The sequence below is a fragment of the Paenarthrobacter sp. C1 genome, from assembly GCF_049315185.1.
GTDB classification, from domain to species: Bacteria; Actinomycetota; Actinomycetes; order Actinomycetales; family Micrococcaceae; genus Arthrobacter; species Arthrobacter nicotinovorans.
In genome coordinates, this window is the sequence record NZ_CP186052.1 from 4,082,336 (window position 1) to 4,105,667 (window position 23,332).

Annotated in this window: 27 protein-coding genes; 18 read left to right on the forward strand and 9 right to left on the reverse strand. The window is 63.2% G+C overall.

Annotation, left to right across the window (positions count from 1 at the left end; translation table 11 throughout):
* Positions 1-108 precede the first annotated feature (108 nt).
* From trmB to ACNAOU_RS19050, 3 genes are read left to right on the forward strand one after another with little or no spacing between them, the layout of a single operon-like run.
* Entirely contained in the window at positions 109-1,014 is a 906-nt protein-coding gene (gene trmB, locus ACNAOU_RS19040; RefSeq protein ID WP_039243016.1) for a tRNA (guanosine(46)-N7)-methyltransferase TrmB, read from the forward strand.
* Positions 1,015-1,035: 21 nt separating this feature from the next.
* A complete protein-coding gene (locus ACNAOU_RS19045) occupies positions 1,036-1,428 on the forward strand; it encodes a hypothetical protein (RefSeq protein WP_018778294.1) in 393 nt (130 codons plus the stop codon).
* Positions 1,428-1,913 (forward strand): type II toxin-antitoxin system RatA family toxin, encoded by a 486-nt coding sequence (locus ACNAOU_RS19050; protein WP_275776389.1) that lies wholly within the window; start codon positions 1,428-1,430, stop codon positions 1,911-1,913. Before ACNAOU_RS19045 ends, ACNAOU_RS19050 begins: the two co-directional genes overlap by 1 nt.
* 31 nt (positions 1,914-1,944) lie before the next feature.
* Here ACNAOU_RS19050 and ACNAOU_RS19055 read toward each other — a convergent pair whose 3' ends face one another.
* Positions 1,945-2,616, reverse strand: coding sequence for an anti-sigma factor family protein (locus ACNAOU_RS19055; protein WP_275776391.1), 672 nt, complete (start codon positions 2,614-2,616; stop codon positions 1,945-1,947).
* Positions 2,613-3,110 carry a sigma-70 family RNA polymerase sigma factor gene (locus ACNAOU_RS19060; protein ID WP_275776393.1) on the reverse strand — a complete coding sequence of 166 codons (498 nt, stop codon included), beginning with the start codon at positions 3,108-3,110 and terminating at the stop codon, positions 2,613-2,615. Before ACNAOU_RS19060 ends, ACNAOU_RS19055 begins: the two co-directional genes overlap by 4 nt.
* Before the next feature lie 150 nt (positions 3,111-3,260).
* Between ACNAOU_RS19060 and ACNAOU_RS19065 the strand changes: the two genes are divergently transcribed.
* The gene (locus ACNAOU_RS19065) at positions 3,261-3,770 is read left to right on the forward strand and encodes a hypothetical protein (protein ID WP_064722529.1); all 510 of its coding nucleotides are present in this window, start codon (positions 3,261-3,263) and stop codon (positions 3,768-3,770) included.
* 56 nt (positions 3,771-3,826) lie between these two features.
* Positions 3,827-4,030 (forward strand): hypothetical protein, encoded by a 204-nt coding sequence (locus ACNAOU_RS19070; protein WP_055972672.1) that lies wholly within the window; start codon positions 3,827-3,829, stop codon positions 4,028-4,030.
* 105 nt (positions 4,031-4,135) lie between these two features.
* Here the strand turns inward: ACNAOU_RS19070 and ACNAOU_RS19075 are convergent, their stop codons facing one another.
* A complete protein-coding gene (locus ACNAOU_RS19075) occupies positions 4,136-4,984 on the reverse strand; it encodes a DMP19 family protein (protein WP_275776396.1) in 849 nt (282 codons plus the stop codon).
* Positions 4,985-5,149: 165 nt separating this feature from the next.
* Between ACNAOU_RS19075 and ACNAOU_RS19080 the strand changes: the two genes are divergently transcribed.
* The gene (locus tag ACNAOU_RS19080) at positions 5,150-8,599 is read left to right on the forward strand and encodes a DEAD/DEAH box helicase (protein WP_275776398.1); all 3,450 of its coding nucleotides are present in this window, start codon (positions 5,150-5,152) and stop codon (positions 8,597-8,599) included.
* A gap of 33 nt (positions 8,600-8,632) precedes the next feature.
* On the opposite strand, the gene ACNAOU_RS19085 is transcribed toward ACNAOU_RS19080, so the two are convergent.
* The 5 genes from ACNAOU_RS19085 to ACNAOU_RS19105 form a co-directional block, all read right to left on the reverse strand.
* Positions 8,633-8,905, reverse strand: coding sequence for a hypothetical protein (locus tag ACNAOU_RS19085; protein ID WP_422757511.1), 273 nt, complete (start codon positions 8,903-8,905; stop codon positions 8,633-8,635).
* Between the two features lie 68 nt (positions 8,906-8,973).
* A complete protein-coding gene (locus ACNAOU_RS19090) occupies positions 8,974-10,152 on the reverse strand; it encodes an MFS transporter (RefSeq protein WP_422757512.1) in 1,179 nt (392 codons plus the stop codon).
* Positions 10,149-10,814 (reverse strand): GntR family transcriptional regulator, encoded by a 666-nt coding sequence (locus tag ACNAOU_RS19095; protein ID WP_039243027.1) that lies wholly within the window; start codon positions 10,812-10,814, stop codon positions 10,149-10,151. The genes ACNAOU_RS19090 and ACNAOU_RS19095 overlap by 4 nt, the downstream gene beginning before the upstream one ends.
* Positions 10,815-10,925: 111 nt before the next feature.
* Entirely contained in the window at positions 10,926-11,726 is an 801-nt protein-coding gene (locus tag ACNAOU_RS19100; protein WP_422757513.1) for a GNAT family N-acetyltransferase, read from the reverse strand.
* Positions 11,727-11,916: 190 nt separating this feature from the next.
* Positions 11,917-12,267, reverse strand: a complete 351-nt coding sequence (locus tag ACNAOU_RS19105; protein ID WP_018778282.1) for a hypothetical protein — start codon at positions 12,265-12,267, stop codon at positions 11,917-11,919.
* 107 nt (positions 12,268-12,374) lie between these two features.
* On the opposite strand from ACNAOU_RS19105, the gene ACNAOU_RS19110 reads away from it, so the two are divergent.
* Complete coding sequence (locus tag ACNAOU_RS19110; RefSeq protein ID WP_422757514.1) at positions 12,375-13,025, forward strand: CG0192-related protein; 651 nt, start codon at positions 12,375-12,377, stop codon at positions 13,023-13,025.
* A 72-nt stretch (positions 13,026-13,097) separates the two neighbouring features.
* The gene (locus ACNAOU_RS19115) at positions 13,098-13,520 is read left to right on the forward strand and encodes a hypothetical protein (protein ID WP_039243029.1); all 423 of its coding nucleotides are present in this window, start codon (positions 13,098-13,100) and stop codon (positions 13,518-13,520) included.
* A 59-nt stretch (positions 13,521-13,579) separates the two neighbouring features.
* Here the strand turns inward: ACNAOU_RS19115 and ACNAOU_RS19120 are convergent, their stop codons facing one another.
* Positions 13,580-13,882 (reverse strand): DUF3040 domain-containing protein, encoded by a 303-nt coding sequence (locus ACNAOU_RS19120; RefSeq protein ID WP_026267248.1) that lies wholly within the window; start codon positions 13,880-13,882, stop codon positions 13,580-13,582.
* A 162-nt stretch (positions 13,883-14,044) separates the two neighbouring features.
* Between ACNAOU_RS19120 and ACNAOU_RS19125 the strand changes: the two genes are divergently transcribed.
* The 10 genes from ACNAOU_RS19125 to ACNAOU_RS19170 all read left to right on the forward strand — a co-directional run bounded on the left by ACNAOU_RS19125 (position 14,045) and on the right by ACNAOU_RS19170 (position 23,330).
* Positions 14,045-14,443, forward strand: a complete 399-nt coding sequence (locus ACNAOU_RS19125) for a nuclear transport factor 2 family protein (protein ID WP_018778278.1) — start codon at positions 14,045-14,047, stop codon at positions 14,441-14,443.
* Between the two features lie 445 nt (positions 14,444-14,888).
* Positions 14,889-15,815, forward strand: a complete 927-nt coding sequence (locus tag ACNAOU_RS19130; protein WP_227453580.1) for an ABC transporter substrate-binding protein — start codon at positions 14,889-14,891, stop codon at positions 15,813-15,815.
* Positions 15,812-16,603 carry an ABC transporter permease gene (locus ACNAOU_RS19135; RefSeq protein ID WP_039243033.1) on the forward strand — a complete coding sequence of 264 codons (792 nt, stop codon included), beginning with the start codon at positions 15,812-15,814 and terminating at the stop codon, positions 16,601-16,603. The genes ACNAOU_RS19130 and ACNAOU_RS19135 overlap by 4 nt, the downstream gene beginning before the upstream one ends.
* On the forward strand, positions 16,600-17,442 hold the full coding sequence (locus ACNAOU_RS19140; protein WP_275776412.1) for an ABC transporter permease: 843 nt from the start codon (positions 16,600-16,602) through the stop codon (positions 17,440-17,442). The genes ACNAOU_RS19135 and ACNAOU_RS19140 overlap by 4 nt, the downstream gene beginning before the upstream one ends.
* Positions 17,435-18,208 (forward strand): ABC transporter ATP-binding protein, encoded by a 774-nt coding sequence (locus tag ACNAOU_RS19145; protein WP_039243034.1) that lies wholly within the window; start codon positions 17,435-17,437, stop codon positions 18,206-18,208. The genes ACNAOU_RS19140 and ACNAOU_RS19145 overlap by 8 nt, the downstream gene beginning before the upstream one ends.
* 58 nt (positions 18,209-18,266) lie before the next feature.
* Complete coding sequence (locus ACNAOU_RS19150) at positions 18,267-19,808, forward strand: aldehyde dehydrogenase (protein ID WP_345799336.1); 1,542 nt, start codon at positions 18,267-18,269, stop codon at positions 19,806-19,808.
* 14 nt (positions 19,809-19,822) lie between these two features.
* Positions 19,823-20,785, forward strand: coding sequence for a PDR/VanB family oxidoreductase (locus ACNAOU_RS19155; protein WP_209783749.1), 963 nt, complete (start codon positions 19,823-19,825; stop codon positions 20,783-20,785).
* Between the two features lie 40 nt (positions 20,786-20,825).
* Complete coding sequence (locus tag ACNAOU_RS19160; RefSeq protein ID WP_039243035.1) at positions 20,826-21,809, forward strand: VOC family protein; 984 nt, start codon at positions 20,826-20,828, stop codon at positions 21,807-21,809.
* A complete protein-coding gene (locus ACNAOU_RS19165) occupies positions 21,796-22,590 on the forward strand; it encodes an alpha/beta fold hydrolase (protein WP_189076243.1) in 795 nt (264 codons plus the stop codon). Before ACNAOU_RS19160 ends, ACNAOU_RS19165 begins: the two co-directional genes overlap by 14 nt.
* A complete protein-coding gene (locus ACNAOU_RS19170; protein ID WP_055972697.1) occupies positions 22,587-23,330 on the forward strand; it encodes an SDR family oxidoreductase in 744 nt (247 codons plus the stop codon). The genes ACNAOU_RS19165 and ACNAOU_RS19170 overlap by 4 nt, the downstream gene beginning before the upstream one ends.
* Positions 23,331-23,332 lie beyond the last annotated feature (2 nt).

The following is a 23,332-nucleotide window of genomic DNA, read 5'->3' on the forward strand; positions in this document are numbered from 1 at the left end:
GGAGCCGAGCCTAACACTCCCCTTATTTTGATGGTGATGCTTCGTCCAAAGACAAGCGCCCGCCCCCTCGGCAGAGCCCCCTGCCCGAACCCAAGTATTCTGGAAAGGATGAGTGAAACCCCAGATTCCCCGCGCCCTGTCACCCCCGGCAGCCAGGCTTCCTTCGGTACCTACGGTGGCCGCCCGGTCAGTTTCGTGCGCCGCGGCACACGCCTGCAGGGTCGGAGGCAGGCGGCTTGGGAAGAGCACGCGGAGCGCTGGGCCATCCAGGTCCCCCGTCATGTCGCCAACACCTCCGTGCACCCGGATTACACCTTCGACGCCGAGGCTGTCTTCGGGCGGAAGGCGCCCTTGATTGTCGAGATCGGTTCCGGACTGGGCGACGCCGTGGTTCACGCCGCCGAGCAGAACCCGGACAAGGACTTCCTTGCCGTCGAGGTTTACACACCCGGGCTGGCCAACACCATCATCAAGATCAACAGCCGGGGCCTGACCAACGTGCGCGTGGTGGAAGCCAACGCACCCGAGGTCCTCGAATCGATGCTGCCTGCAGGGTCGGTCAGCGAACTATGGGTGTTCTTCCCTGACCCCTGGCACAAGGCACGGCACCACAAGCGCCGTCTCATCCAGCCGGCCTTCGCCTCCGTTGCTGCCAAAGCCCTCCAGAAGGGCGGCTACTGGAGGATCGCCACGGACTGGTCCAACTATGCCGTGCACGTCCGGGAAGTCCTGGCGGGATCCACGGAGTTCGAGAACATGCACGAAGGCGAGCGCAGCGGCGAGGAGAGCCCGTTGACGCAAGTGTGGCAGTCCGGCGTCGAGTCCGTTGTGGGCGGTGCGCCCGTCAGGGAGGGCCGCGCGCCGGTCAGTACCGAGCACACCGGCCCGAATGAGGGAGTGGACGAAGAAGGCGGCTGGGCTCCCCGGTTCGAGGGCCGGATCCGCACGAGCTTTGAGAACAAAGCGCACGAGGCCGGGCGTATGATCTTCGACCTCACGTACCGCAAGCTTTAGCCAACGGACTTTGGGGGAATCATGAGCTACCAGCCACCGATCGACTACTACCAACAGCCGCAGAGACAAGGCACCCGGGGTCTGGGCGCCGGCATCACCAGCATCGTCTCCGCAGTCTTGTCGCCGATTGCCGCGGTGGTCAGTATTCCCCTTGGCCTTGCGGCCATCGCCTCGTCACTAAGCCGTTACAACCCGGATAACGACGCCTGGTGGATCGGAGCCCTGGTTCTGGCCGGGGTGGCCGTCCTGCTGTCCATTGTGGCCGTCATCAGTGGCCTCATTGCCGTCTTCCGGGCCGGGCGTATGAACGCCGGACGCATCACTGGAATCATCGGGCTGGCGATCATGGCGGTCAACGTCTTCGGCATTGCCTTCATGGTGTTCCTGGTACTCGGATCAGGGCAGGGATTCTGATGCCACAGGTACGCGCGGAACGCTTCATCCGTTTGGATCCTGAAACAGCTTTTGCCCTCTCCCAGACAACCGGCGCGTTCCGGCTCAAGTGGGATCCTTTCATTTCCGCGCAGGCATTCATGGATGGTGCCCAAGCAGCCGGAAAGGGTGTGCGGACCCGGACCGTTTCGCGCATGGGATTGAAGATGGTCAGCGAATACGTCTCCTACGCTCCCCCGCGAAATGTGGGCATGACCATGGTGTCCGGTCCGTGGTTTTTTGAGAACTTCGGCGGCGGCTGGCGGTTCACCCCGGACGACGGCGGCACCCGGGCAGTCTGGAAGTACACCTTTTCGTGCCGGCCGGCTCTCATCAAGCCCGTCGCCGAGAGAGTCGGCGGCTGGCTCCTGGGCAGGGAGATCGAACGACGGATCGAAGCGTTCGCCCGTGCTTGCGAGGACCCTGCGTTGGTGGCTGAGTTGAAAGCCCAAGGCGCCGGCGCCTAGCTTCACGGCACCTGGTTTAAGGCACCTGGTTTCACGGCACCGAAATGGACGCCACCGTCTTCTGGGCCTCGTCACGCAGCTCAACCCCGGCGATCCCCGCCAACTGAACGGGTGTGGCACCGGTGATCTTGATCCGTCCACTCGGCGTGGCCGTCCAGCCGCAGGTGCGCTCTTCGGCGCCGTCGCGGCCCTTGACCCAAAGATAGAGAGTGCCCTCAAGCGGCATGCTCCGGCCCTCAACTTCAAGCTCAGTGCCCCAGGTCTTCTTGACCATGTCCACCGTCAGCTGCAAACCGCCGTCCGACTGCACCGAATAGCTGGCATCCGGTTTCGGAGGCTGGTTCAACAACGGTCCGGCCAGGAACCCGACCGCGAGGCAAGCAGCGGCGACAGCGCCAACAAAAGCTGCCCACCGGCGTCGTGATTTCCGCCTTCGGACCGCCAGGTCAACCAGGACCTTTTCCGGGAGCGGCTCCGGTTCCATTGCCAGCGGTGCAAGGGGTGTGGCCCCGGCGGCGGTGAGGGCCACCGCGTCGGCAGCGGGCACGGCGTCCAGGAGTGCAGGCAAGCTGGCGAGTTCTTCCAGTTCACGCCGACAGTCAGCGCATGATTCGAGGTGGTCCTCAAACGTGCGGGCTTCGCCGGGTTCCAAACCTCCCAGGAGGTAGGCGCCCAGCAATTGGTGGACGGGGTTGCCGTTCATCGTTCCACCCCCATTTCATCGAGGATTGTTCGGAGGGCCTTCACTGCGTAGAAAGCCCGGGATTTCACTGTTCCGGCCGGGATGTTCAGCTGAAGCGCCGCCTCCACCACGGTGAACCGTTGATAGTGCAAGGCCACCAGGACCTCGCGGTGCTCGACGCTGAGCCGGAGCAACGCCTCTTCCATGAGTACTCGGTTCAGGAGCTCGTCCACGCGTTCGGCGGCTGCGTTGTCCGGGAGGTCGTATTCGCCGGTCTCGTGCGGACGCCTCTGGGCTTTGCGGTAGTTGTCGATGATGACGTTCCGCGCTGTCCGGAAGAGGTAGCTGCGCAGGCTTCCTGTGATCTGTGGTGCATGCTGCCAAACCCTGAGGATGGTTTCCTGCACAACGTCGTCGGCCTGATGGGAGTCCGAGGTACAGCTGATGACAAACCTCTTCAGCGCCGTGCCGTGATCGCGGTAAATCGCAGCCACCACGTCTTCGTCCAACGGCATCGGCACCTCCTCGTCCTGTTTCCGCAGCCCTTCGCCTATACGACGCGCCGAGCCCCAAAAAGGTTCAGCAAGCATGAACCATTCTCACCCGTCCGGCGTCGTAGGGGTTAGCGCCGGCCCTCCCGACCGGCTCGTCTCAAGGAGCTGGACATGAAGAACAAAGTTGGCTTTGGATTGGGTGCATTGATCGTTGCGGCAGCACTGGCGGGGTGCGGCGGCAGTTCGGGAACAAGTACTTCCGCTCCCCCGTCCGCGGCGTCCTCGTCCCCGGCCGCCAGCACCGCAGCTGGTGCTGAGATGAAGACGGCGTCGTCCAGCGCGGGGCAGATCGTGGTGGACAGCAAAGGGATGAGCCTCTACTTCTTTACCAAGGACGTGAAGGACTCGGGCACCAGCGCGTGCACCGGCGCCTGCCTGCAGGCCTGGCCCGTCTTCACCACGACGTCGGACGCGCCCGGCGTTGACGGCGTCACCGGAACGGTGGGCACCATCGCAACGCCTGACGGGAAGAAGCAAGTCACCCTCAACGGCATGCCCCTGTACTACTACGCCAAGGACAAAGCGGCCGGCGACGTCACCGGACAGGGCGTGGGCGGCGTCTGGTACCTGGTCAGCCCGAGCGGGGAGATGGTCAAGGGCGCCGCGGCATCCGGATACTGAGCCCGGTACGGTTTCGCCCGTCCGTTAGACTGCCATTTACTCATTGGGGAGGGAAGATGGCAGCGAAAAACACAGCGAAGACACCGCCAAACCTGGGATTCCTTGCATTGCAGGAGGTCGCTTGGACTTTGGGGCTGATAGCCATGGCCATCAACGCGGCAAACCGCGGCTTTGACTGGATCTGGATCGGCCTGCTCGTCTGCTGGCAGGCCTCCATAGTTTGGGGTTTCGTCAAGCTCAGCCGGGCCAGGACAAGCTAGCCCCACAACGCGGGAGCACGTCCAGAACGCCGGAGCGCGCCGAAATCGCCGGAGCGCCACGGCGAATCCGCAGCGCTCCGGCGTTTTCGGCTACATCGGGGCGGTTTAGGCGTCCGCGAATTCCTCAGACTCTTCGAACTCCACGGCCGCGATGATTTCCTTCGTCTCCGGGTGGATCATGAAGGCCTCGTCGTCGTCCTCGATCATGAGGTAGTCCCCGTGGTCGGTGGAGAAGTGCCAGGCGAGGGTCTTCACGCCGTCGTGCTCGTAGTTGGGATTGCCCATGGTGATCTTCTCCAAGGAGTAGCCGGCCACGTCGCACAATTCGCGGATGATGACCTCGAACTCGGGAGCGTTGGCGAGTGCTTCCTCTTCTGCCTCTGCCTGGCGCTCGGCCAGGTCCGGGATTTGGGCCACGCGGGCAGCGATGTGTTCCTCGATTTCATCCTCGGAAAGAACCAGGAGCTCGGACTGGTCGCGCAGGTAGGCAGCGTTGAGATCGATGATGTCCTCTTCCTCAAGCAAGGCTTCGAACTCGCCGTCGAGTTCGTCCAAGGCCACAACCGCGGGAACGGGAGTCTCGGACTCATCCAGTTCGCCGTCCAGGTAGGCCTCTGCTTCCTCTTCCGTCAGCGCGTCAAACGCCGCAGCCGTTCGGTTGAAGAGATCCAGGTGCCGCTCAGCGCCCATGGCTTCGAGCCCGGCGCGGACATACTCATCAACTTCCTCACGCTCCGGCGCGGTGAAGACGTACTGGGCGAAGCCGCCGGACAGCGCTTGCGTCAGGTAGAAATCCACAAAGTAGCTGTTGAGCGCAGGGAGCGCGATTTCGTCGCTGTTGAGGAGCTCCTGGTACATCTGGTTCACGACGTTGACGTTGGAATCCACAACATCCGCATTGCCGGCTTCGAATCCGGTCTTGTTCAGGACGACGGGGTACTCGTTGGTAGTCATGGGGAATCCTCACTGCTGAAAGCTGATGGTGCTCCGGACACTTTCAACGTACGCGTGGGAGCGGCGCGGCAATCGAGGTTGAGGTTAACGGAGGGCGAAGTTTGGGAGCTGTTTTCTGCTGACTAAGATTGAGCAGATAACCTCCTGCCGAAAGTAGCCCGACGCATGCCGTCCCACACAGACGAATCCTGGGAACTGGCCATTCAGACTCCTGCCATTAACGACCGCTCCCTGGCGGCCGGACTGGCCTATGCCATGGGCAGCCGCGTGAGCGGGATTTCCTTCGACGCGGCAACCGGGCTCCTCCTCGGCAAGGTTCGGGGCAGCGGCCCGCAACCCTATTCGACGTCGGCCAAACTGGTCCGCAAGCCCGCCGGCTGGAGCTGCACTGTGGGTATCTGCAGTTGCCCGGTCCGGAAGGACTGCAAGCACGTCGCCGCGCTGCTCTTCACCGCCGAGGACCACCCCACCATCCGTTCCCAGCTCCTGTCGCAGGCGCCCGGAATCCAAACGTCGCGGCACGGCGCCATGGAACAGGGCGGCTCGGCCCGGCCTGCCTGGGAACAAGCCCTCAACAGGCTGATCGCCAAGCCCGGAACCGCACCCAGCGCGGCAGGAATCCCGCTCGCCCTCCAATTCGAAATTGAAGAGCCCGCGGCCCACTTCTCCTACACAGGACGCCGCGACCCCATGCGCAGCGTCCGCCAGCTCAAGGCCCGCCCCGTCATGATGGGCGCCAAAGGCAAATGGATCCGCGGCGACGTGTCCTGGAACAACCTCAGCTACATCAGCTTCCGGCGCGAATTCAATGAAGTCCACGTCGAGTGGCTCCAAACATTCCTGGCCGCGCACGGTTCCAGCAACGGACGCCAGCAACCCTCCGGGGCAATGTGGCTGAGCCTCAACGACTTCGCCGCCAAGAACCTGTGGACCCTCCTGGCCGACGCCGCGAAAGCCGGCATCCCCCTCATCCACTCCGCTGGGAGCGAGCCCGTCCGCGTCGAGACCCAGTCCGCCGTCGTCGGACTTAGTTTGGCGCGCCTTGACGCGGACGGAACCGAAAGCACAACGCCCGACGGCGGGCTGCAGCTCGCGCCGTCCGTCACCTTGGGCGGGGAAGCGGTGGACCCGGGAACCGTTGGCTTCCTGGGAAAGCCGGCCAACGGCATCTTCTTCACCCACGCCGGCGACACCCTGCCCGGCGTGCCACAGCAGAAAAACCTGATCACCCTCGCACCGATCGAGGGCGGCATCAGCGACGAGCTGCTGGAATTCGTCACCGAAGGCCAGACACTCCAGATCCCGGCCGAAGACGAAAGCCGCTTCCTCACCTCGTTCTACCCCAAGCTGCGGCAATCGACGCCAGTGCAGGCCGCTGACGAGTCCGTCGAACTGCCCACCTTGGCGGTCCCCACACTGTCCCTGCTGGCCAATTACGGCAACGACCACAAGGTTCGGCTGCACTGGGAGTGGCACTACAAGTCCGGCACCCTCGTCACGGCCCAGCCACTCTGGCGCCACCCCGACGACCGCGGCTACCGCGACGATCCCGAAGAAGCCCGAATCCTGGAGTCACTCGGCCGGCCGTGGGACGTGGTCCCGGCGCTCGCCGAGTCCGCCACCGGCGGCTGGGGTGCTCCGCGCCTGGCAGCTACCGCTGAACTGGGTGGACTGGACACGCTGGCCTTCACGGAAGAGGTGCTGCCCGCGCTCAAGGACCTGCCCGACGTCGTCGTTGAAACATCCGGCGACATCGCCGACTACCGCGAAGCCGCCGAAGCACCTGTTGTGTCCATCTCCACCAAGGAGACGGCCAGCGGCGACTGGTTCGACCTCGGTATCGTCATCACACTCGAAGGCGAACCCGTCTCATTCGCCGCCGTGTTCTCGGCACTCGCAGCCGGGATGAGCCGCATGCTGCTGCCCAGCGGCGCCTACTTCTCGCTGGATCTGCCCGAACTCCACCAGCTGCGGGCCCTGATCGACGAAGCCCGTTCCCTGCAGGACAACCCGGACAACAAGGACGGCACCCTGCAGATCAGCCGTTTCCAGGCCGGGCTCTGGGACGAGCTGGCGCAGCTGGGGATCGTGGATGAACAGGCCGCCGCGTGGCGCGAGGCTGTAGGCGGACTGCTCGACGACGGCGTGACCGGACTGCCGCTGCCGGCCGGACTTAACGCTGAGCTTCGTCCGTACCAGCTCGAGGGTTTCAACTGGCTCAGCTTCCTGTACAAGCACAGCCTCGGCGGTGTGCTCGCCGACGACATGGGCCTGGGCAAGACCGTGCAGGCAATCGCGCTGATCTGCGCGGCGAAGGACCTGGCCGCTGAGACAGCGACCGCTGCGCAGGGTGCCTCTGCTGACGTGATCCCCCGGGCTCCTTTCCTGGTGGTTGCGCCCACCAGTGTTGTCAGCAACTGGGCACTTGAAGCGGAGCGCTTTGCCCCCGGGCTGGTGGTCCGCACCGTTGGTGAGACTTTCGCGAAGAGCGGCATGGCGCCGTCGGAAGCACTGACGGGTGCCGACGTCGTCATCACCTCGTACGCGCTCTTCCGCATTGACTACGATGCCTACGCCTCGTTCCAGTGGGCCGGGCTGATGCTCGACGAGGCCCAGTTCGTGAAAAACCACCAGTCCAAGGCGTACCAGTGCGCTCGGAAGCTCCCGGCAAGGTTCAAGCTGGCCATCACGGGCACCCCGCTGGAGAACAACCTCATGGAGTTCTGGGCACTGACCTCCATCGTGGCGCCGGGCCTGTTCCCGAGCCCCAAGAGGTTCGCCGAAAACTACCAAAAGCCCGTGGAGAAGAACGGTGACTCCGCGCAACTGGGCAAGCTCCGGCGTCGGGTCCGTCCGCTCATGATGCGCCGTACCAAAGAGCAGGTCATCAAGGACCTGCCGCCGAAGCAGGAACAGGTCCTTGAAGTGGTGTTGAACCCGCGGCACCAGAAGGTCTACCAAACGCATCTTCAGCGCGAACGGCAGAAGATCCTGGGACTGATCGACGACGTCAACAAGAACCGCTTCACGATCTTCCAGTCCCTGACCCTGCTCCGGCAGCTGAGCCTGGACGCCTCGTTGGTGGATTCCTCGCTGTCCGGCGTGCGCTCATCCAAGCTCGACGTGTTGTTTGAGCAACTGGAGGACGTGATCTCCGAGGGCCACCGCACGCTGATCTTCAGCCAGTTCACCGGCTTCCTAGGGAAGGTCCGCGAGCGCTTGGACGAGGAAGGCGTGGAGTACTGCTACCTCGACGGCAGCACCCGCAACCGCGGCGACGTCGTGAGCGAGTTCAAGAACGGTTCAGCACCGGTGTTCCTGATTTCGTTGAAGGCCGGCGGCTTCGGGCTCAACCTGACCGAGGCGGACTACGTGTTCCTGCTGGATCCTTGGTGGAACCCCGCGTCGGAGGCACAAGCCGTGGACCGCACGCACCGCATTGGACAGGCCCGGAACGTGATGGTCTACCGGCTCGTCGCGAAGGACACCATCGAAGAGAAGGTCATGGCGCTGAAGGCCAAGAAGTCGCAGTTGTTCGCGGATGTAATGGAAGGCGACGCGTTGGCCGGCGGATCGTTGACCGCTGAGGACCTGGCTGCGCTGTTCGCGGAGTAGGGACGGGGCGCGCTGCCGCCACCAGGTGCGATTTCATGCTTTCTCCCGGTCGGCGCCTGCCGGAGTCCCGATGACCGTGATGTCCACGTCTTCCTCCACGCCGAAAAGCCGTTGCCCGACGCCGTTGATGTAGACCCATATTCCGCTGCCGTCCGGCATGACCGCCACGACCACACCGGGGGTGGGGGCACCACCGGCGTGCCTGACGTCGACTTCATCGCCCGGCAGGAAGTACTCCCACGCCTTGTAGTACCGCACCGGCAAGGCATCCGGATCCGCCATCACGAACACCGTGCATTTCTCCATTGCGAACCGCCCCCTTACTTTCCCGCCTAATTAGCAGTGCGGCCAAGGGGCAGAACGTGACGGCGAAATCAGTCGTCCAGTCGGACACCCCGCAGCAGCAGCATCGTTCCGCCCACGGCAACTGCAGACGCCAGGAACACTCCCGCCGCGCCCATTCCGACGGCGACAACGCCGATGGCGCTGGGCAGCACCACTTGGCCAACCCTGTTGCCCGCCAATCTCAAGGCCAGCGCGCGACCCCGTTGGCCGGCGGGGGCCTGCGCTGAAAGCCACGACATGGTCAGGGGCTGCCCGATTCCCAACCCCAGGCCCAGGAACGCCATGACAACGAACAGCAGCCAGGCCGGCATCGGAATGGCCGCCACTGCCAGGGCCACGGTGGAGATGGCCAGGCTCAGGACCAGCAGCTTCATACGTCCCAGCTTGCGCGACATGCTGCCGAGGCCGATGCGGGAAACCATGGAGAACAGCGCACGGACAGTCAGCATCAGACCCACGGTGGCCGCCGTCAGGCCGCGTTCGGCACCGAGGGCGGGAAGGTAAACGACGGTCAGGTCGACGACGGCCAGAACCGTCGCGCTCGTGGCAAGCGCCCGGGCGACGCCCGGTGTTCTCAGCAACGCGATCGCCCCGCCCTTGGGCGCGTTCCTGGCTTTGGCCCTGTTTGTCCGGCCGCTGACTTTGCGGGAAATCACGAACGTGGTCAAGAACAGCACCAGGCTCATGCCGACCGAAAGGATGAAGATGGCCTCGGTGTTCGGGTGCACGGTCGCGCCGCCCACCATTGAGATGGCCAACGGGCCGAGGGCCTGGCCCAGTGAGGCGGCGAACGTCAGATACCCGAATGCCGAGTCCAGGCGCGACGACGCCGCGTTGTTCGCCACCACCGCCTGTTGGCCTACCACGCACGCCAATTGCCCCGCCCCAAGAAGCGCTGTGCCGGCCACCAGCGCAGCCACCGACGTTCCCCAAAACAGCAGGAAAGCAGAACAACCAAGAACGACGGCGGCCCCGATCGCCATGAGGCGACGCTCACCCAATCTGTCCACAAGTCCGCCGATGGGCAGCGCCAGCAGCAACGGGAAAACCGCATAGCTGGCTGCGAGGACACCCAACGCAAACGGCGGAACATCAAGTTCAAGGGCCCGATAGGTGGCAGCAGGGCGGACCAGGAAGGTCACTGCCTGGATCAATGCCGAGTGGACAAGCAGTGCCGTGGACGAGCGTCGGCCCAGTTCGCCGATCATTGGACGTCGAGGCCCTTGTGGGAAATGACCCGCAACGTCTCGTCGCGGGCACCAATGACGTGGTCGAAGGCAACCCGGGCCGCCTTCTCCGCGTCCTTGGAGGCAATGGCGTCCACCAGTAGCCGGTGATTGGCGAGCGCCTCTTCACGACGTTCGGGGGCGTTGTTGGTGAAGTACCGGTACCGTTCAACCTGGCTGGCGATCTGCTCATGAAAGCGCTGTGCCCAGGAGTTTCCGGCGATTTTGGCGATGGCGGCGTGCAGGGCAACCCCGTACTTCATGGCTTCATCGGCAAAGTCCACCAACGCGGCATTGCGGGCCACGATCCCTTGAAGCTCTTCGAGGTCCTTTGCAGTGGCATTGGCGCATGCTTCCCGTGCCATGAGGGACTCCAAGGCGGCCCGGACGTCGTACAACTCGGAAATGGCTTTCTCGTCCAGCAGCGGAACAAGCACTCCACCAGTGGGTTGCTGCTCAAGCAGGCTTTCGGAGATCAGCCGACGGATCGCTTCCCGGAGCGGGGTCCGGCTGACCTGGAGCTCCGTGGCCATTGCCGGCTCGTAGATGCGTTCACCGGGTTTGAGTTCGAGGCTGAGGATTCGCCGCTTCAGCTCGTTGTAAACGAGGTGCGCTCCAGTGTTCCGGGGTTGTGGATCTGCCAAAATTGCCGCCGCTGTTCAGAAGGTCGTCCAGAAGGTCGTCCAGAAGGTTGTCCAGAAGGTGTACTTGTATACATCTATACATTGCAACCATCACCCAAAGCAATGCGGAGGTCAGCCGCGCACCCAGCGGTACGGCGTCGTCGTCGAAACCTTAACCAATCCCGAGCGTTCCAGAATCGGGCGTGAGTACTCGGTTGAGTCGCTCTGGATAAATGCTTTGCCCTGAGCCAAGGCTGACTGGGCGCGGCGGGCAGTGAGTGCCCGGTAAATCCCGCGGCCACGCCACTCCGGACGGGTTGCACCTCCCCAAATACCGGCAAATTCGGTTCCGGCCACGGGATCGAGGCGCCCGGCACTGATGACGCGGCCCTCCGCCTCGGCGACCCACAGTTCCATGGTGTCGTCCAGGGACATCCGATGCAGCAGGGCATCAGCCATGTCGTTCGAAACCGGCTCGCCGAAGACTTCATCCTGCATCGCTGTCATCGCCCGCACGTCCGGTTCGTCGACGACGCGACGCAACGTCACGCCGTCGGGAAGCGGCACGTCCGCACTCAACGCCTGGGCTTCGCCGATCATGATCGACTCAGGCGGATCAGCGGTGAAGCCCATATCGACAAGTGCTTCGTGGAGTCCCGGGGCGTGATCATGCCCGCGCGTCTTCCACTCGACCCGGCTGATTCCGGGCTGGTCTTCGAAATAGGCGATCGCTTCGGCAACCAGGCGACGAATGCCATCCCGGCCCGCCCCGCCCAAGTCCCGGTAAGTGATGAACCCGCGCCCACCCATGAACGTGGCCAGCCGGAGCGGACCATTCCCGGTGACCGTGAGGGCGTCCGAAGTCTCCGCATCCGTGCGAAGCTGCTGGTCATAGGCTGCGAGAAGGCGCTTTTTTGCGTCGGGTTGGGTCATTCGGAGAGCCTACTGCAACCGTTCCGGAACTTGGGTAGCCCGGTTCGTTGGATCGCTGCCAAAGATGCCGCGCGCCGCATCGAACGTGCAGCCACGCATCGAAACGGAGGGCGCGGGCGCAGCAAAAAAACGCTCCCCCACCATCAAGCCCGCGGGAGCATCAGGTGGGAGAGCGTTGGAAGCGGAAGTACTACTGTCCAGCGGTGCAGAGCTGGCCGAACTTGGCTCCGGCTTCCTGGAAAGCGGTGGTCAGTTCACCCATCCGTTCTTCGTTCGGGTTCTCCTTGGACTGCTCGTCCAGGTATTCGAGGATGGCGGTGACCACGGGCTTCATTTCGTCGGAGGCCACGGACTCAATGGGCCGGACAGCGTTCGCTGCACGGGTGGAAAGGGTCCGGCTCGGGTTTTGCGAGATGCCGCCGGCCGCGGCGACGTTCACGCGGTCGCAGGTTTCCTTGGTGGTCAGCTGCTGCTGAGCGGAACAAGCGGAAGCCGAGACAAGCAGCCCGGCAGCGATCAGGACAGTGGTGAGTTTCTTCATGATTCCCTCAGTGGTCGACGTCCCTTTGATTGTAAACAGAGCAGAGCCGAGCCCACGCATCGAACCCTGCTTAGAGACAGGATCCGGGCTGCCCTAGGCTGGGGGACATGGCGATCATACACAAAGCAAACCTGTCCCCCACCAAGCTCGAAATCATCGCTGACTATCTGCCGACGCAGCCGTGGTTCATCCAGGACGGTACCCCGGAACTCATCGGCGCCTACCGCTTCGACGATCCCGCCGGCGAGGTCGGCCTCGAAACACACGTGGTGGCTGCGGGCGAGCGGATCTACCAGGTTCCCCTCAGCTATCGCGGACACGAGTTGGGTGGCGCCGAGGAATGGCTGATCGGCACCATGGACCATTCGGTCCTCGGCAAGCGCTGGGTCTACGACGCCTGCGCCGACCCGGTTTACGTCAAGGCCCTGGCCACGGCCATCCTCACCGGCCAGGAAGAGGCGGCCCTGCTGGTGGAGGGCGAGCCCGAAGCCCGCCCCAGCAGCGTAACGGTCAAGGGCAGCGGAACGCTCGACGGCGGCGTGCCCGACTTGAGTGCCTCGGCGCCGGTATCGGGGAGTGGCGTGACCATCATTAATGCAGGCGAGCTGCGGTTGAAAGTGACCCGGGTGCTGGATGTGGCAGCAGACGCTTCAGCGACCACCGCTGCGGCACCGGAACTTCACCACGAGCTGATCCTGAGTGGACAATGGGCCGGCCTGGAGAAGCCCGTGGAGCTGGCCGCGGTGATCCGGGACTAGTGTTCCCTGTTGCGTACCAAGCCCACAGCGTAGGCTGGCACACGAGGCCATCTCTCCGTTAGGGGTTGCGCAATGTACAAACCGCAGAGCATCTTGCCTGCAGTCCAGGATCTCGCCCGGGAATGGGTAACCCACGCGGCGGAGGGAAGCAGCTCACAGAGCGATGCCGTGGTGCGGTGGGCCTTGGCCCGGATCAACCATGCCGACGTCCCGTCCGTGGTTCACGGCGTCATGCTCACACTTACCGGGAACAGGAAGACCGCCAAAGAAGCCCGACGCACTGCCGCCAAGGCCGTGAAGAGGGCTACGCGCGCGTTGTCCCGTCAGACCAGGAAGCCTGCATCGCGTCTATGGGGCTGGTTGATTGCGCTTTTGGCGGGCGTCATCGGTGCCGGAGCCGTCTTGGCATGGCGGACAATGATGCCTCCCGGTGAGCCTGAACCTGCCAGGAAAACGGAGACCCCGGTTCAGCCTCCGGTACCTCCTGTCCCCTAGCAAGCCTGCGGGCGCAGGAGCCCAGCTCGGAGGGCCTGCCTTCAGGCTGCTTGCACCCGCTACGTCGCAGGACCGTGGCCGTGCCTGCCACCGCGCCGCCGGAACGACGTCCCGGCAAATAGCAGGTACGCCCCCGAACCCGCCAGCAAAAAGCCCACCACACCGAGCACCAGCAGTTGGGTGATGATCCCTGCGATCACCATCACGAAGCCGCCGAGTACGGCAAGCACGCCCAGAGCAGCGCGGGCCCTCGCTCCCCGAAGACGGCCCGACGTCAGTTCATGCGCGAGGTCTGGATCCGTCGCAGCCAGGTCCCGCTCCAGTTCCTCCAGGCTCCTGCGCTCTTCATCCGACAAGGACACCGGATTCTTCCTCACCACACGGGCAGGTTTGCCTGTCGCGGCATTGCTGCTCACCTACCGGCACGGACGCTGCTTGCCGTGCTTTGACTTCATTATCTGCCCGATCCAGCCTTCCGGCCACTGCTCCTTCACCGGCTGGCAGCCCGCGAGGATACTGGGGCTATGAGCGACAAAGACGACTTCCTCGCATGGATCAAATCCGCCCTCTATCAGGCAGAACAGGCTCTCCACAACGGTGATCCGGCTCCGCGGCGCGCGCTGTGGTCCCGCAAGGAGCCAGTGAGCGTGCTTGGTGCTTTCCGTAATGCCTACGGACAACGGGAACTCGATCAACTCTTCGAAGCGCTGGGGGCCGGCTTTTCCGACTGCACGTCCTATGAGTTCGAACTCCAGGCCTACGACGTGATCGGGGACATGGCCTACACGGCAGGTTTGGAACATACCTCCGTCACCCTGAATGGCACTGCCCGCACATACACACTGAGGGCGACCCAGGTTTACCGCCGTGAGGACGGCGTGTGGAAAGTAGCGCACAGACACGGCGACACAGTGGCGGACTGAACGGGCCTCCTCCTGATGGCAGCAGGCTCGTCGCCGGGATGGCAGGCAGGGCCTTCGCTGTCCGGATGCTGCTGCCACCGGGCGAGTGGGCAGAAAAGTCGCGGGACCAGTTCCCTTTCCGACGTTCGGCCCAGGATGAGCGCGCCCAAAACCAAGCAGGCAGCGTCACGAATTGGCACGGTACCGCACTTAACCTGCCACAACCTGTGCCACAATCCAGCCGCCAACATCTCCACCGAACAAAACCCGTATGTTGACCTGCATCACAAAATCCGCAAGAATCGGTCAAGTCAAAAGATCTTAGTACTAAGACAATTGGTACTGAGTAAATTCACGTCAAGCCACTTTGGATCCTTCCTCGTGCTTGGCCACCCTCGACGCGACAGGAAACACACGGATGCGGAAGACTCTCCTTGCATCGCTTGCACTTGTGAGCGCTCTTGGCATGACCCTCACGGCTTGTGGACAACCGGCCAGCCAAGGTGGCGGCACTGCAGACGGGAAGCTGGAAAAGACCAGCTTGAATGTCGGCGTGCTTCCTCTTGCGGACTACGCCGCCGTCTATTGGGCGAAAGACCACGGGTACTTCGACAAGGCCGGCCTGGATGTCACTCTGACACCAATCCAGGGCGGACCGATCGGTATCCAGCAGGCCGTCGCCGGCCAGCTGGACCTCAGCTTTTCCAACACCGTCTCTTCCGCCATCGCGGTTGAGGGCGGGGCCCCGGTCACCACGGTGGTCCTAACGAGCAGCCTCGGACCACAGTCCCTCGGCGTCTTCGTCAAGGCTGACTCGCCCGTCAAAGCAATCACCGACCTCGACGGCAAAACGATCGGCATCAACACCACCAACACCATCGGTGACGTAACTTTCCGGAACCTCGTTTCCTCTCAGGGGCTCAATGTTGAGCCCTCATGGGTAGAGGTTCCGTTCAATGAAATGATCGCCGGCGTGCAAGCGGGATCCATCGAGGCCGGCTACCTTCCGGAGCCCTTTGCTTCGGCGGCCGAAAAGGCGGGCCTGCGGCGCGTCGTCGACCTTTCCAGCGGCCCCAACGCCGGCCTTCCCATCTCCACCTTCGTGGCGAGCAACAACTTTGTTAAGGACAACCCCGACACCACGGCGGCGTTCGTTGATGCCGTCTACGCGGCGGGCAAAGACATCACCGGCAAGGAAGCCGACTTCCGGCAGTGGCTGCCAAGCATCGCCAAAGTGCCCGCGGAAGTTGCCGGCACCATGGCCCTTCCCCACTTCGAAACCGCCATGAGCGTGGAGAAAGTCCAGTCTGTGGCGGACATCCTGATCAAGCAGGACATCATCAAGAAGTTTGATGCCGGCAAGTCCACCTACACCACGCCGGGGAAGCAGTGAGGCTCCTTAGGGCCCCCATCGGCCCCACCAGGATCTTCGTCCTTGGTGTCCTCGGGACTCTCGGCATCCTGGCGGCGTGGGAGCTCCTGCTCCAAAGCGGGGCGATCTCCAAGCCTGGCCTTCCCGTCCCCACCCGCGTCTTCGGTGAAGCTGCGGGGCTGGCGGCCAACACCGTCTTTCTCAACCAAATGGTCACCACCATTGGTGAGTGGTTGCTTGGGCTCGGAGTCGCAGCCGTGGCCGGCGTCCTGCTCGGAGGCCTGATGGGCGCCTTCCCGAGGGTATTCGTGGCGTTTGAATATCCCGTGGAAGTCTTCCGAACCCTGCCGTCGATCGCCGTCGGACCCATCCTCGTGCTGTTGCTTGGCGCAGGCGTGGCACCCATCGCCATCACGGTAGCCCTGTCCAGCGTGTGGCCCATTCTCCTCAACACGATGTACGGCGTCCGGGGCACCGACGCCACTGCCGTGGCTACCGCCAAAACATTGGGCGTCGGAACGTTGGGACTTCTGATGCGCATAAGGCTCATGAGTGCCCTGCCCTTCGCTTTCACCGGCGTCAGGGTGGCAGCTTCCATCGGGTTGATCGTGACAGTCAGCGCCGAGTTGCTGATTGGCAGCGGACAAGGAATCGGCGGCTACATCCTTCTCGCCAGCACCAACGCCGGGAACCTGGACGCCGTGTACGCCGCCACTCTCATCGCCGGGGTTCTCGGCGTCCTGATCAACACCGCCTTCGCAGTCGTGGATCGAGCAGCCTTCAGTTGGAAGAAAGGACTGGCACAATGACCACCGCCGTTAAGTCGCGTGCACCGCGCATGCATGGCTCCGGCATCGCAGCTGACCGGATACTTCTGCGGCTTGTGGTTCCGGCCGTTCTCGTTGGCATTTGGTGGGCGCTGTCCGCTGGACCGGGCACGGGCCTGTTTATTGCCAGTCCCTGGGCGGCGCTCGTGCGCGCCGGCGATGAGTTCCTCAGCCCCGACATCTCATCGCTCTTCCTGGGCGAGGCTACCTTCCAGCACCTTATTCCGAGCCTCGCCAGGGCAATGGCAGGCCTGGCCCTGGCAACAGCCGCCGGGGTGGCGGCCGGCATTGCGTTGGGTTCCGTTCCCGTGCTGGCTTCGCTCTTCCAGCCCCTGATCCACCTTGGCCGCTCTCTTCCCAGTCCAGCACTGCTGGGAGTGTTCTTCCTTCTGTTCGGAACCGGGGATAGCCCCAAGATCTTTCTCATCGCTTTCGGCGTTGTGTGGCCCATTCTGTTCAACACGATCGACGGGGTGAACTCGATCGGCCATCAACGGCTTCAGGCAGCGGCGGTCTTCAAAATCCGCCCCTTGGATGTGCTCTTCAACGTCATCCTGCCCGGCGCCTCGCCCAAAATCTTTGCTGGTGTACGGACATCGTTGTCGCTGTCCCTCATCATCATGATCATTTCGGAACTACAGAAATCCAAGAACGGACTGGGTTACCTCCTGGTCACCACACAGCGGACCTTCGACTACACGAATTTCTGGGCCATCCTGATCGTCCTTGGTCTCCTGGGCGTGGCTCTCAATGTCTTATTCCACATCGTCGAACGCCGGGCTTTGTCCTGGCACCGAGGAGCGACACAACAACATGACTAGCGCAACCAGCACAGAGCAGGCCATTGAACTCGAACTGCAGGCGGTCACCAAATCCTACGGACAGAATCTGGCCGTCAAGAGCATCACAGCAAGCATCCCCCACGGGAAGATCAGCGTCATCGTGGGCCCCTCGGGCTGCGGTAAATCCACACTCCTGCGCATCATCAGTGGCTTGGATACCCCCACCCAGGGAACCGTGACCTTCAACGGCAAACCCGTCAAAGGTGTGCCCGACGGACTCGCTATGGTCTTTCAGGACTACTCACGTTCCCTCTTTCCCTGGATGCGCGTCGATAAGAACATCGCTTTTCCTTTGCGGAGCGTCCCGGTGGAAGAAAGACGCCAAAGAGTACAAGAGGCGATCGACGCGGTGGGACTCACTGGCAAGGAAAAGCTGTACCCGTGGCAAATGTCCGGCGGAATGCAGCAGCGTGCCGCCATCGCGAGGGCACTGGCATCGAACCCCAAGCTCTTGCTGATGGACGAGCCGTACGCGTCAGTGGACGCCCAGACCCGGTCCGATCTTGAAGACCTCCTGTTGGACATCCACGCTTCCTTGGGGGTGACGGTCCTGGTCGTCACCCACGACATCGACGAGAGCATCTATCTGGCGGACCACGTCATAGCCCTTTCAGCGCCTCCAAGCGTTGTCGCGGAGACGGTTGAGGTGGACCTTCCCCGGCCAAGGGACCAAGTGGCTACCAAGCAGGAACCCCGGTTCGTGGAGCTTCGCGCCCACGTCGCGTCCCTGCTCCGCAGCCATTGAGGCCGGCCAGGCAGTGGACCTCCCCTTTCGCACCATCAATGACGGACGGAACTCGATCATGAACCCCGACAAAACCGGAGCTGCGCCGAGCAAGACGATGCGCCCCTCCCCTGCAACACCCGATGAGATTTACGTCGGAGGCACGTGGCGGCAAGGAGCCGGAAAGCTCATCGAGTCAATCGATCCAGCCACGGGCGCGTGCTTCGCAACGTTGCACGGAGCCACGGTCGATGATGTCGATGCCGCCGTCCAGGCAGGCTTGAAAGCGGTCGAGAACAGTGGTTGGGCGCGGATGCTCCCCCACGAACGGGCCTCAGTGCTGCATCGGATCAGTGACGCCATCCTGGGCAATGCGGAAAGAATTGCTGAGCTGCAGACCCTCGACACCGGAAAGACGCTCGCTGAAACCCGAGCCCTCGCCGTCAGCGCCGCGGGCACCTTCCGCTTCACGGCGGCTGCCTTGGAAACGTTGGAGGACGCTCTGACTCCCTCCCGCGGCGACTACCTCTCTGTTTCGATGTACGAGCCCGTGGGCGTGGTGGGTGCCATCACGCCGTGGAACTCGCCGATCGCCAGCGACGCCCAGAAGGTTGCGCCAGCCCTTGCGGCAGGCAACGCCGTGATCATCAAGCCCCCGGTGTGGGCGCCTTGGGTTTCGCTCCTCTTGGCCCGAATTTGTGACGACGCCGGCCTGCCGCCCGGGCTGCTCTCCGTACTGCCGGGACCGGGACGGACGGTGGGTGACGCTCTGGCGCGCCATCCGCAGGTCGGCAAGATCTCGTTCACGGGTGGCACCTCCACCGGACGGACCCTGGGCGCGGTTGCCGCTGAAAAGATCATGCCCATCACGTTGGAGTTGGGCGGCAAGTCGCCCACGATTGTGTTCGCCGATGCCGATCTTGACCAGGCCGTGGCCGGCATCCTGTACGGAATCTTCTCTTCGACCGGCCAGAGTTGCATTGCCGGTTCGAGGGTCTTCATCCAACGTTCGATCTTTGAGGAAGTCCTGAACCGGCTTGTCGATGGGGCCAAACGGCTCCGCGTTGGTCCCGGTTCCGATCCTGCCACGCAAGTGGGCCCCATGGTGACGCACGAGCACAGGGACAGTGTGGCTGCCATGGTGGACGCTGCGTGGCGGGACGGGGCCACTGTGCTGTGTGGTGGCGGGCCTCCGGAAGATGAGGCGCTGCATGCCGGAGCCTACTTCCTGCCAACCATCCTGAGCGGGGTGTCGAATTCGGCCGCCATTTGCCAGGAGGAGATCTTTGGACCGGTGGCAGTGGTCCTGCCTTTCGACGACGAAACCGACCTCGTCCGGGAAGCAAACGACACCGTCTTTGGTCTCGCGTGCGGTGTTTGGACGAGCGATTATCGCCGCGCATGGCGCACAGCCAAAGCCATCCAGGCGGGAACGGTGTGGATCAACACCTACAAGCAGTTCAGCATTTCGACGCCGTTCAGCGGGTCCAAGGAAAGCGGGCTGGGCATCGAAAAGGGCCGCGAAGGCATCCGCTCCTATATGCGGCAAAAGAGCATCTACCTGGACCTGTCCGGAAAGCCCATCGACTGGGCGGCCCAGCAACCCGCCGTCGAACAATAATGAAAGGCACTTCAGTGAGCACCAGCCCTGCACGCCGCACTTTGCGTGTACACCAGAAAAAGTGGGAGGCCGACGGCGTCACCAGCCTCACGTTGACCGACCCGTCAGGAGCCCCTCTTCCCTCGTGGGTTCCCGGGGCACACCTGAGCCTCCGCCTTCCCAATGGACTCACCCGGGAATATTCACTGTGTTCGGATCCGTCGAGTTCAACGTCATGGACGGTGGCCGTGCTCCGCACCCCCGACTCCCGTGGTGGAAGCAAGTTTGTTCACGAGAACCTCCCAGTGGGCTCGTTGCTTGACGTGGAGGGTCCCCGGACGAACTTCTCATTGGAGGAGGCCGGAAGCTACGTACTGGTGGCAGGTGGGGTGGGCATAACGCCAATCATCGCCATGGCCCGCCAGCTGGAAAGTGATGGCGCGGACTGGTCTCTCCTTTACACTGGCCGGTCCAGGGCCACCATGGCGTTCCTGGATGAAATAGCCGGCATGCCGCAGGACCGTGTGACAGTCCATGCGGATGACGAAGCCAATGGCACCTTCGCGGATATTGCCGGTGCGGTAGGTTCCCTCGACGCAAATGCGCTCGTCTACGTGTGTGGTCCGGAACCTCTCATGAAAGCCGTTGAAGCTGCCCTCGAAGACCCCTCCCGGCTCAGGCTGGAGCGGTTCAAGGCCCCGGTCCCTGCTTCCGCGACCGCCGAGGAGAGTACCGGCTTTGATGTCGTGTGCAAGAGCACCGGCCAGCGCATCACTGTCGGCCCCGACATCTCGGTCCTGGATGCCCTCAACCAGGCCGGAGTCGACGTCCCGAGTTCCTGCACGGAAGGAATTTGCGGCACGTGCGAGGTGGGTGTCGTCGAAGGCGACGTCGACCACCGGGATTTCCTCCTGAGCCCAGCCGAACAAGCCGAAAGCAGATCCATGTTCGTCTGTGTTTCCCGTTGCCGCTCACGGGAGCTCGTCCTGGACCTCTGATCCTCAATCCGCCCACCCAACTCAATCCGGAAGGTTGTCCATGACTTTTTTCGCCGCTGAACCCGTATGCAAGCTCCGATCGCTCCGATCGGTTTCCCTCAAGGTCCCCCGGGCCGTCGCAGCCAAGGATTTTTACCATGAAGTCTGGGGCCTCTCCACCGTGGAGGAAGACAGCGACAGGTTCTGGCTGCGGGGAACAGGTTCGGACCACCACATACTTCGCCTGGAACAGGCCGAGCAGAACGGGCTCGGCTCCATCTCGTTCGCCCTCTCCACTCCACGGGACGTGGACGTCGCGGCAGTCAAACTCGCAGCCCTTGGCATTCCGCTGTTCCGGGAGCCCGGTCCCCTGGATGACGCAGCCGGCGGCTACGGGCTGCAATTGGTGGACCCCGAAGGGCGGCTGCTGGAACTGTCCGCGAACGTCCACGCAGTGGTCTCACAGGAACCCGGCGGCAGGCGCGCCCTGCCGCGGAAAATTGCCCACGTTGTCCTGAACACGGTGGACATTGATCGTGCCACCGATTTCTATACGCAAGTGCTTGGCATGCGGATCTCCGACTGGTCGGAGCACCAAATGGCTTTCCTCCGGTGCAATGCCGAGCATCATGTCATCGCCTTCAACCAAGCGCCGTGGTCCTCCGTCAACCACGTTGCCTACGAGATGCAAAGCATCGACCACTTCATGCGCGGGATAGGAAGCCTGAAATCGCACGGTATCGCCCCGCAGTGGGGGCCTGGCCGGCACGGCCCCGGCGACAATACCTTCTCCTACTTCACCGATCCAAACAACCTGGTTTGTGAATACACCTCGGAAGTTGCCCAAGTGGATGAAGACAGTTGGCTCTGCCGCACATGGAGACGAACCCCTGAGCTGTCCGACCAATGGGGAACCGCGGGACCGCCCACGGCAACCGTCCGCAGTGCAATGGCGGGCATTGCCGATCCCGGGTACCGCGACTTGGTACAGCCTGAATCCGGTGACTATTTCCTGAGCATGGAGGCTGTCCATGCCACCCACTGACAAGGCCATGCGTTGGATGTCGTCCGAAGGCATATCCATTGAAATGCGCGGTTCCGGGGTCCCGGTCCTGATGATGCACGGGATCGGCGGCAACGCCAACTCATGCGCCCTCCTGGCGGAACGATTGAGCAACAACGGTTACCGCACCATCTCCTGGGACGCGCCAGGCTACGGTCAATCCACGGACGCGTCCGTCCACGACGACCATGTGGACGTGGCGGCTGCATTGATTACGGAGCTGGGCAGCGGTCCCGTCCACGTCTTTGGCACGTCATGGGGTGGCGTCATCGGCACGCAGATGGCAGCACGGTATCCGGAGCTGGTGCGCTCTTTGGTCCTTGCCAGCAGCACCCGAGGGTCCTGCCTGACGAAGGAATCGGCGGACAGAATGCTCAAACGGATCAATGAACTCCGCGACGTCGGACCTGAAGTTTTTGCCGCCAGGCGCTTCCGCAGATTGGTCTCCCCCGTGACGCCGACGACGGTGGCCGACACCGTGCGCCGCGAGATGGCGGCGGTCCGCCTGCCGGGATACTCGGCAGCGGCGCGGATGATGGCCCGGACCAACAACACAGTTGTCCTGACTGCGCTCAAAGTCCCTTCCTTCGTCGTCGTCGGCCGGGACGACTTCGTCACGGGCGTCGAGGAGTCCCGTTTGGTGTCAAAGCTCATCCCTGGAGCCGGGTTCGAAATCCTTGAGGATGCAGGGCACGCCGCACTGCAGGAGCAGCCCGGGCTGATGGCCGACGCCGTGCTCCGTTTCTGGGCGGGCCAGGCATGAGCCGGCTCGTTGTGGTCAGCGGATCCGGCCGGGGGCTGGGATTCAGCATCGCCGAACGGCTCGCCGTTGGAGGGGACCACGTTGTGCTCGCCGAGAAAAGCCCGCAATTGGCAGAATCGGCCCAGGACACCCTGCGATCGCGGGGCCTCTCGGCAACAGCGATCATCACGGACATCTCCGATGCCTCCTCCGTCTCAGCGCTGGCCACGGCTGTGGAAAGACTGGGGGGCGCTCACGCCCTGGTCAACAATGCGGCGCTTGCCGACGGGGTGGGAGGGGACGCGTTTTGGGAACTCGATGACGACTTCTTCCAACGGGTCATGACCGTCAATGCCTTTGGCACGTGGTTGATGAGCAAGCATTTCTATCCGCAGTTAGCGGTGAAATCCGGCAGTTCCATCGTGAACATTGCCTCGGACGCTGCGCTGTATGGCTCACCCCGGCTTGTGCACTATGTGGGGTCGAAGGGAGCGGTGCTGTCCATGACCCGGACGATGGCCCGCGACGCCGGCCCGGCCGGCGTCAGGATCAATGCCGTGGCTCCCGGGCTGACCCGGGTGGAAGCAACCGAACGGGTCCCGGCTGACCGCTTCCAGCTCTACCAGGACCGCCGGGTCCTGGCCCGGGAGCAGACTCCTGACGATGTGGCCGGCGTGGTGCAGTTCCTGATCTCGGATTCAGCAGCTTTCATTACCGGCCAAAACATCGTTGTTGATGGCGGATTCGTCATGGGTCAGTAGCC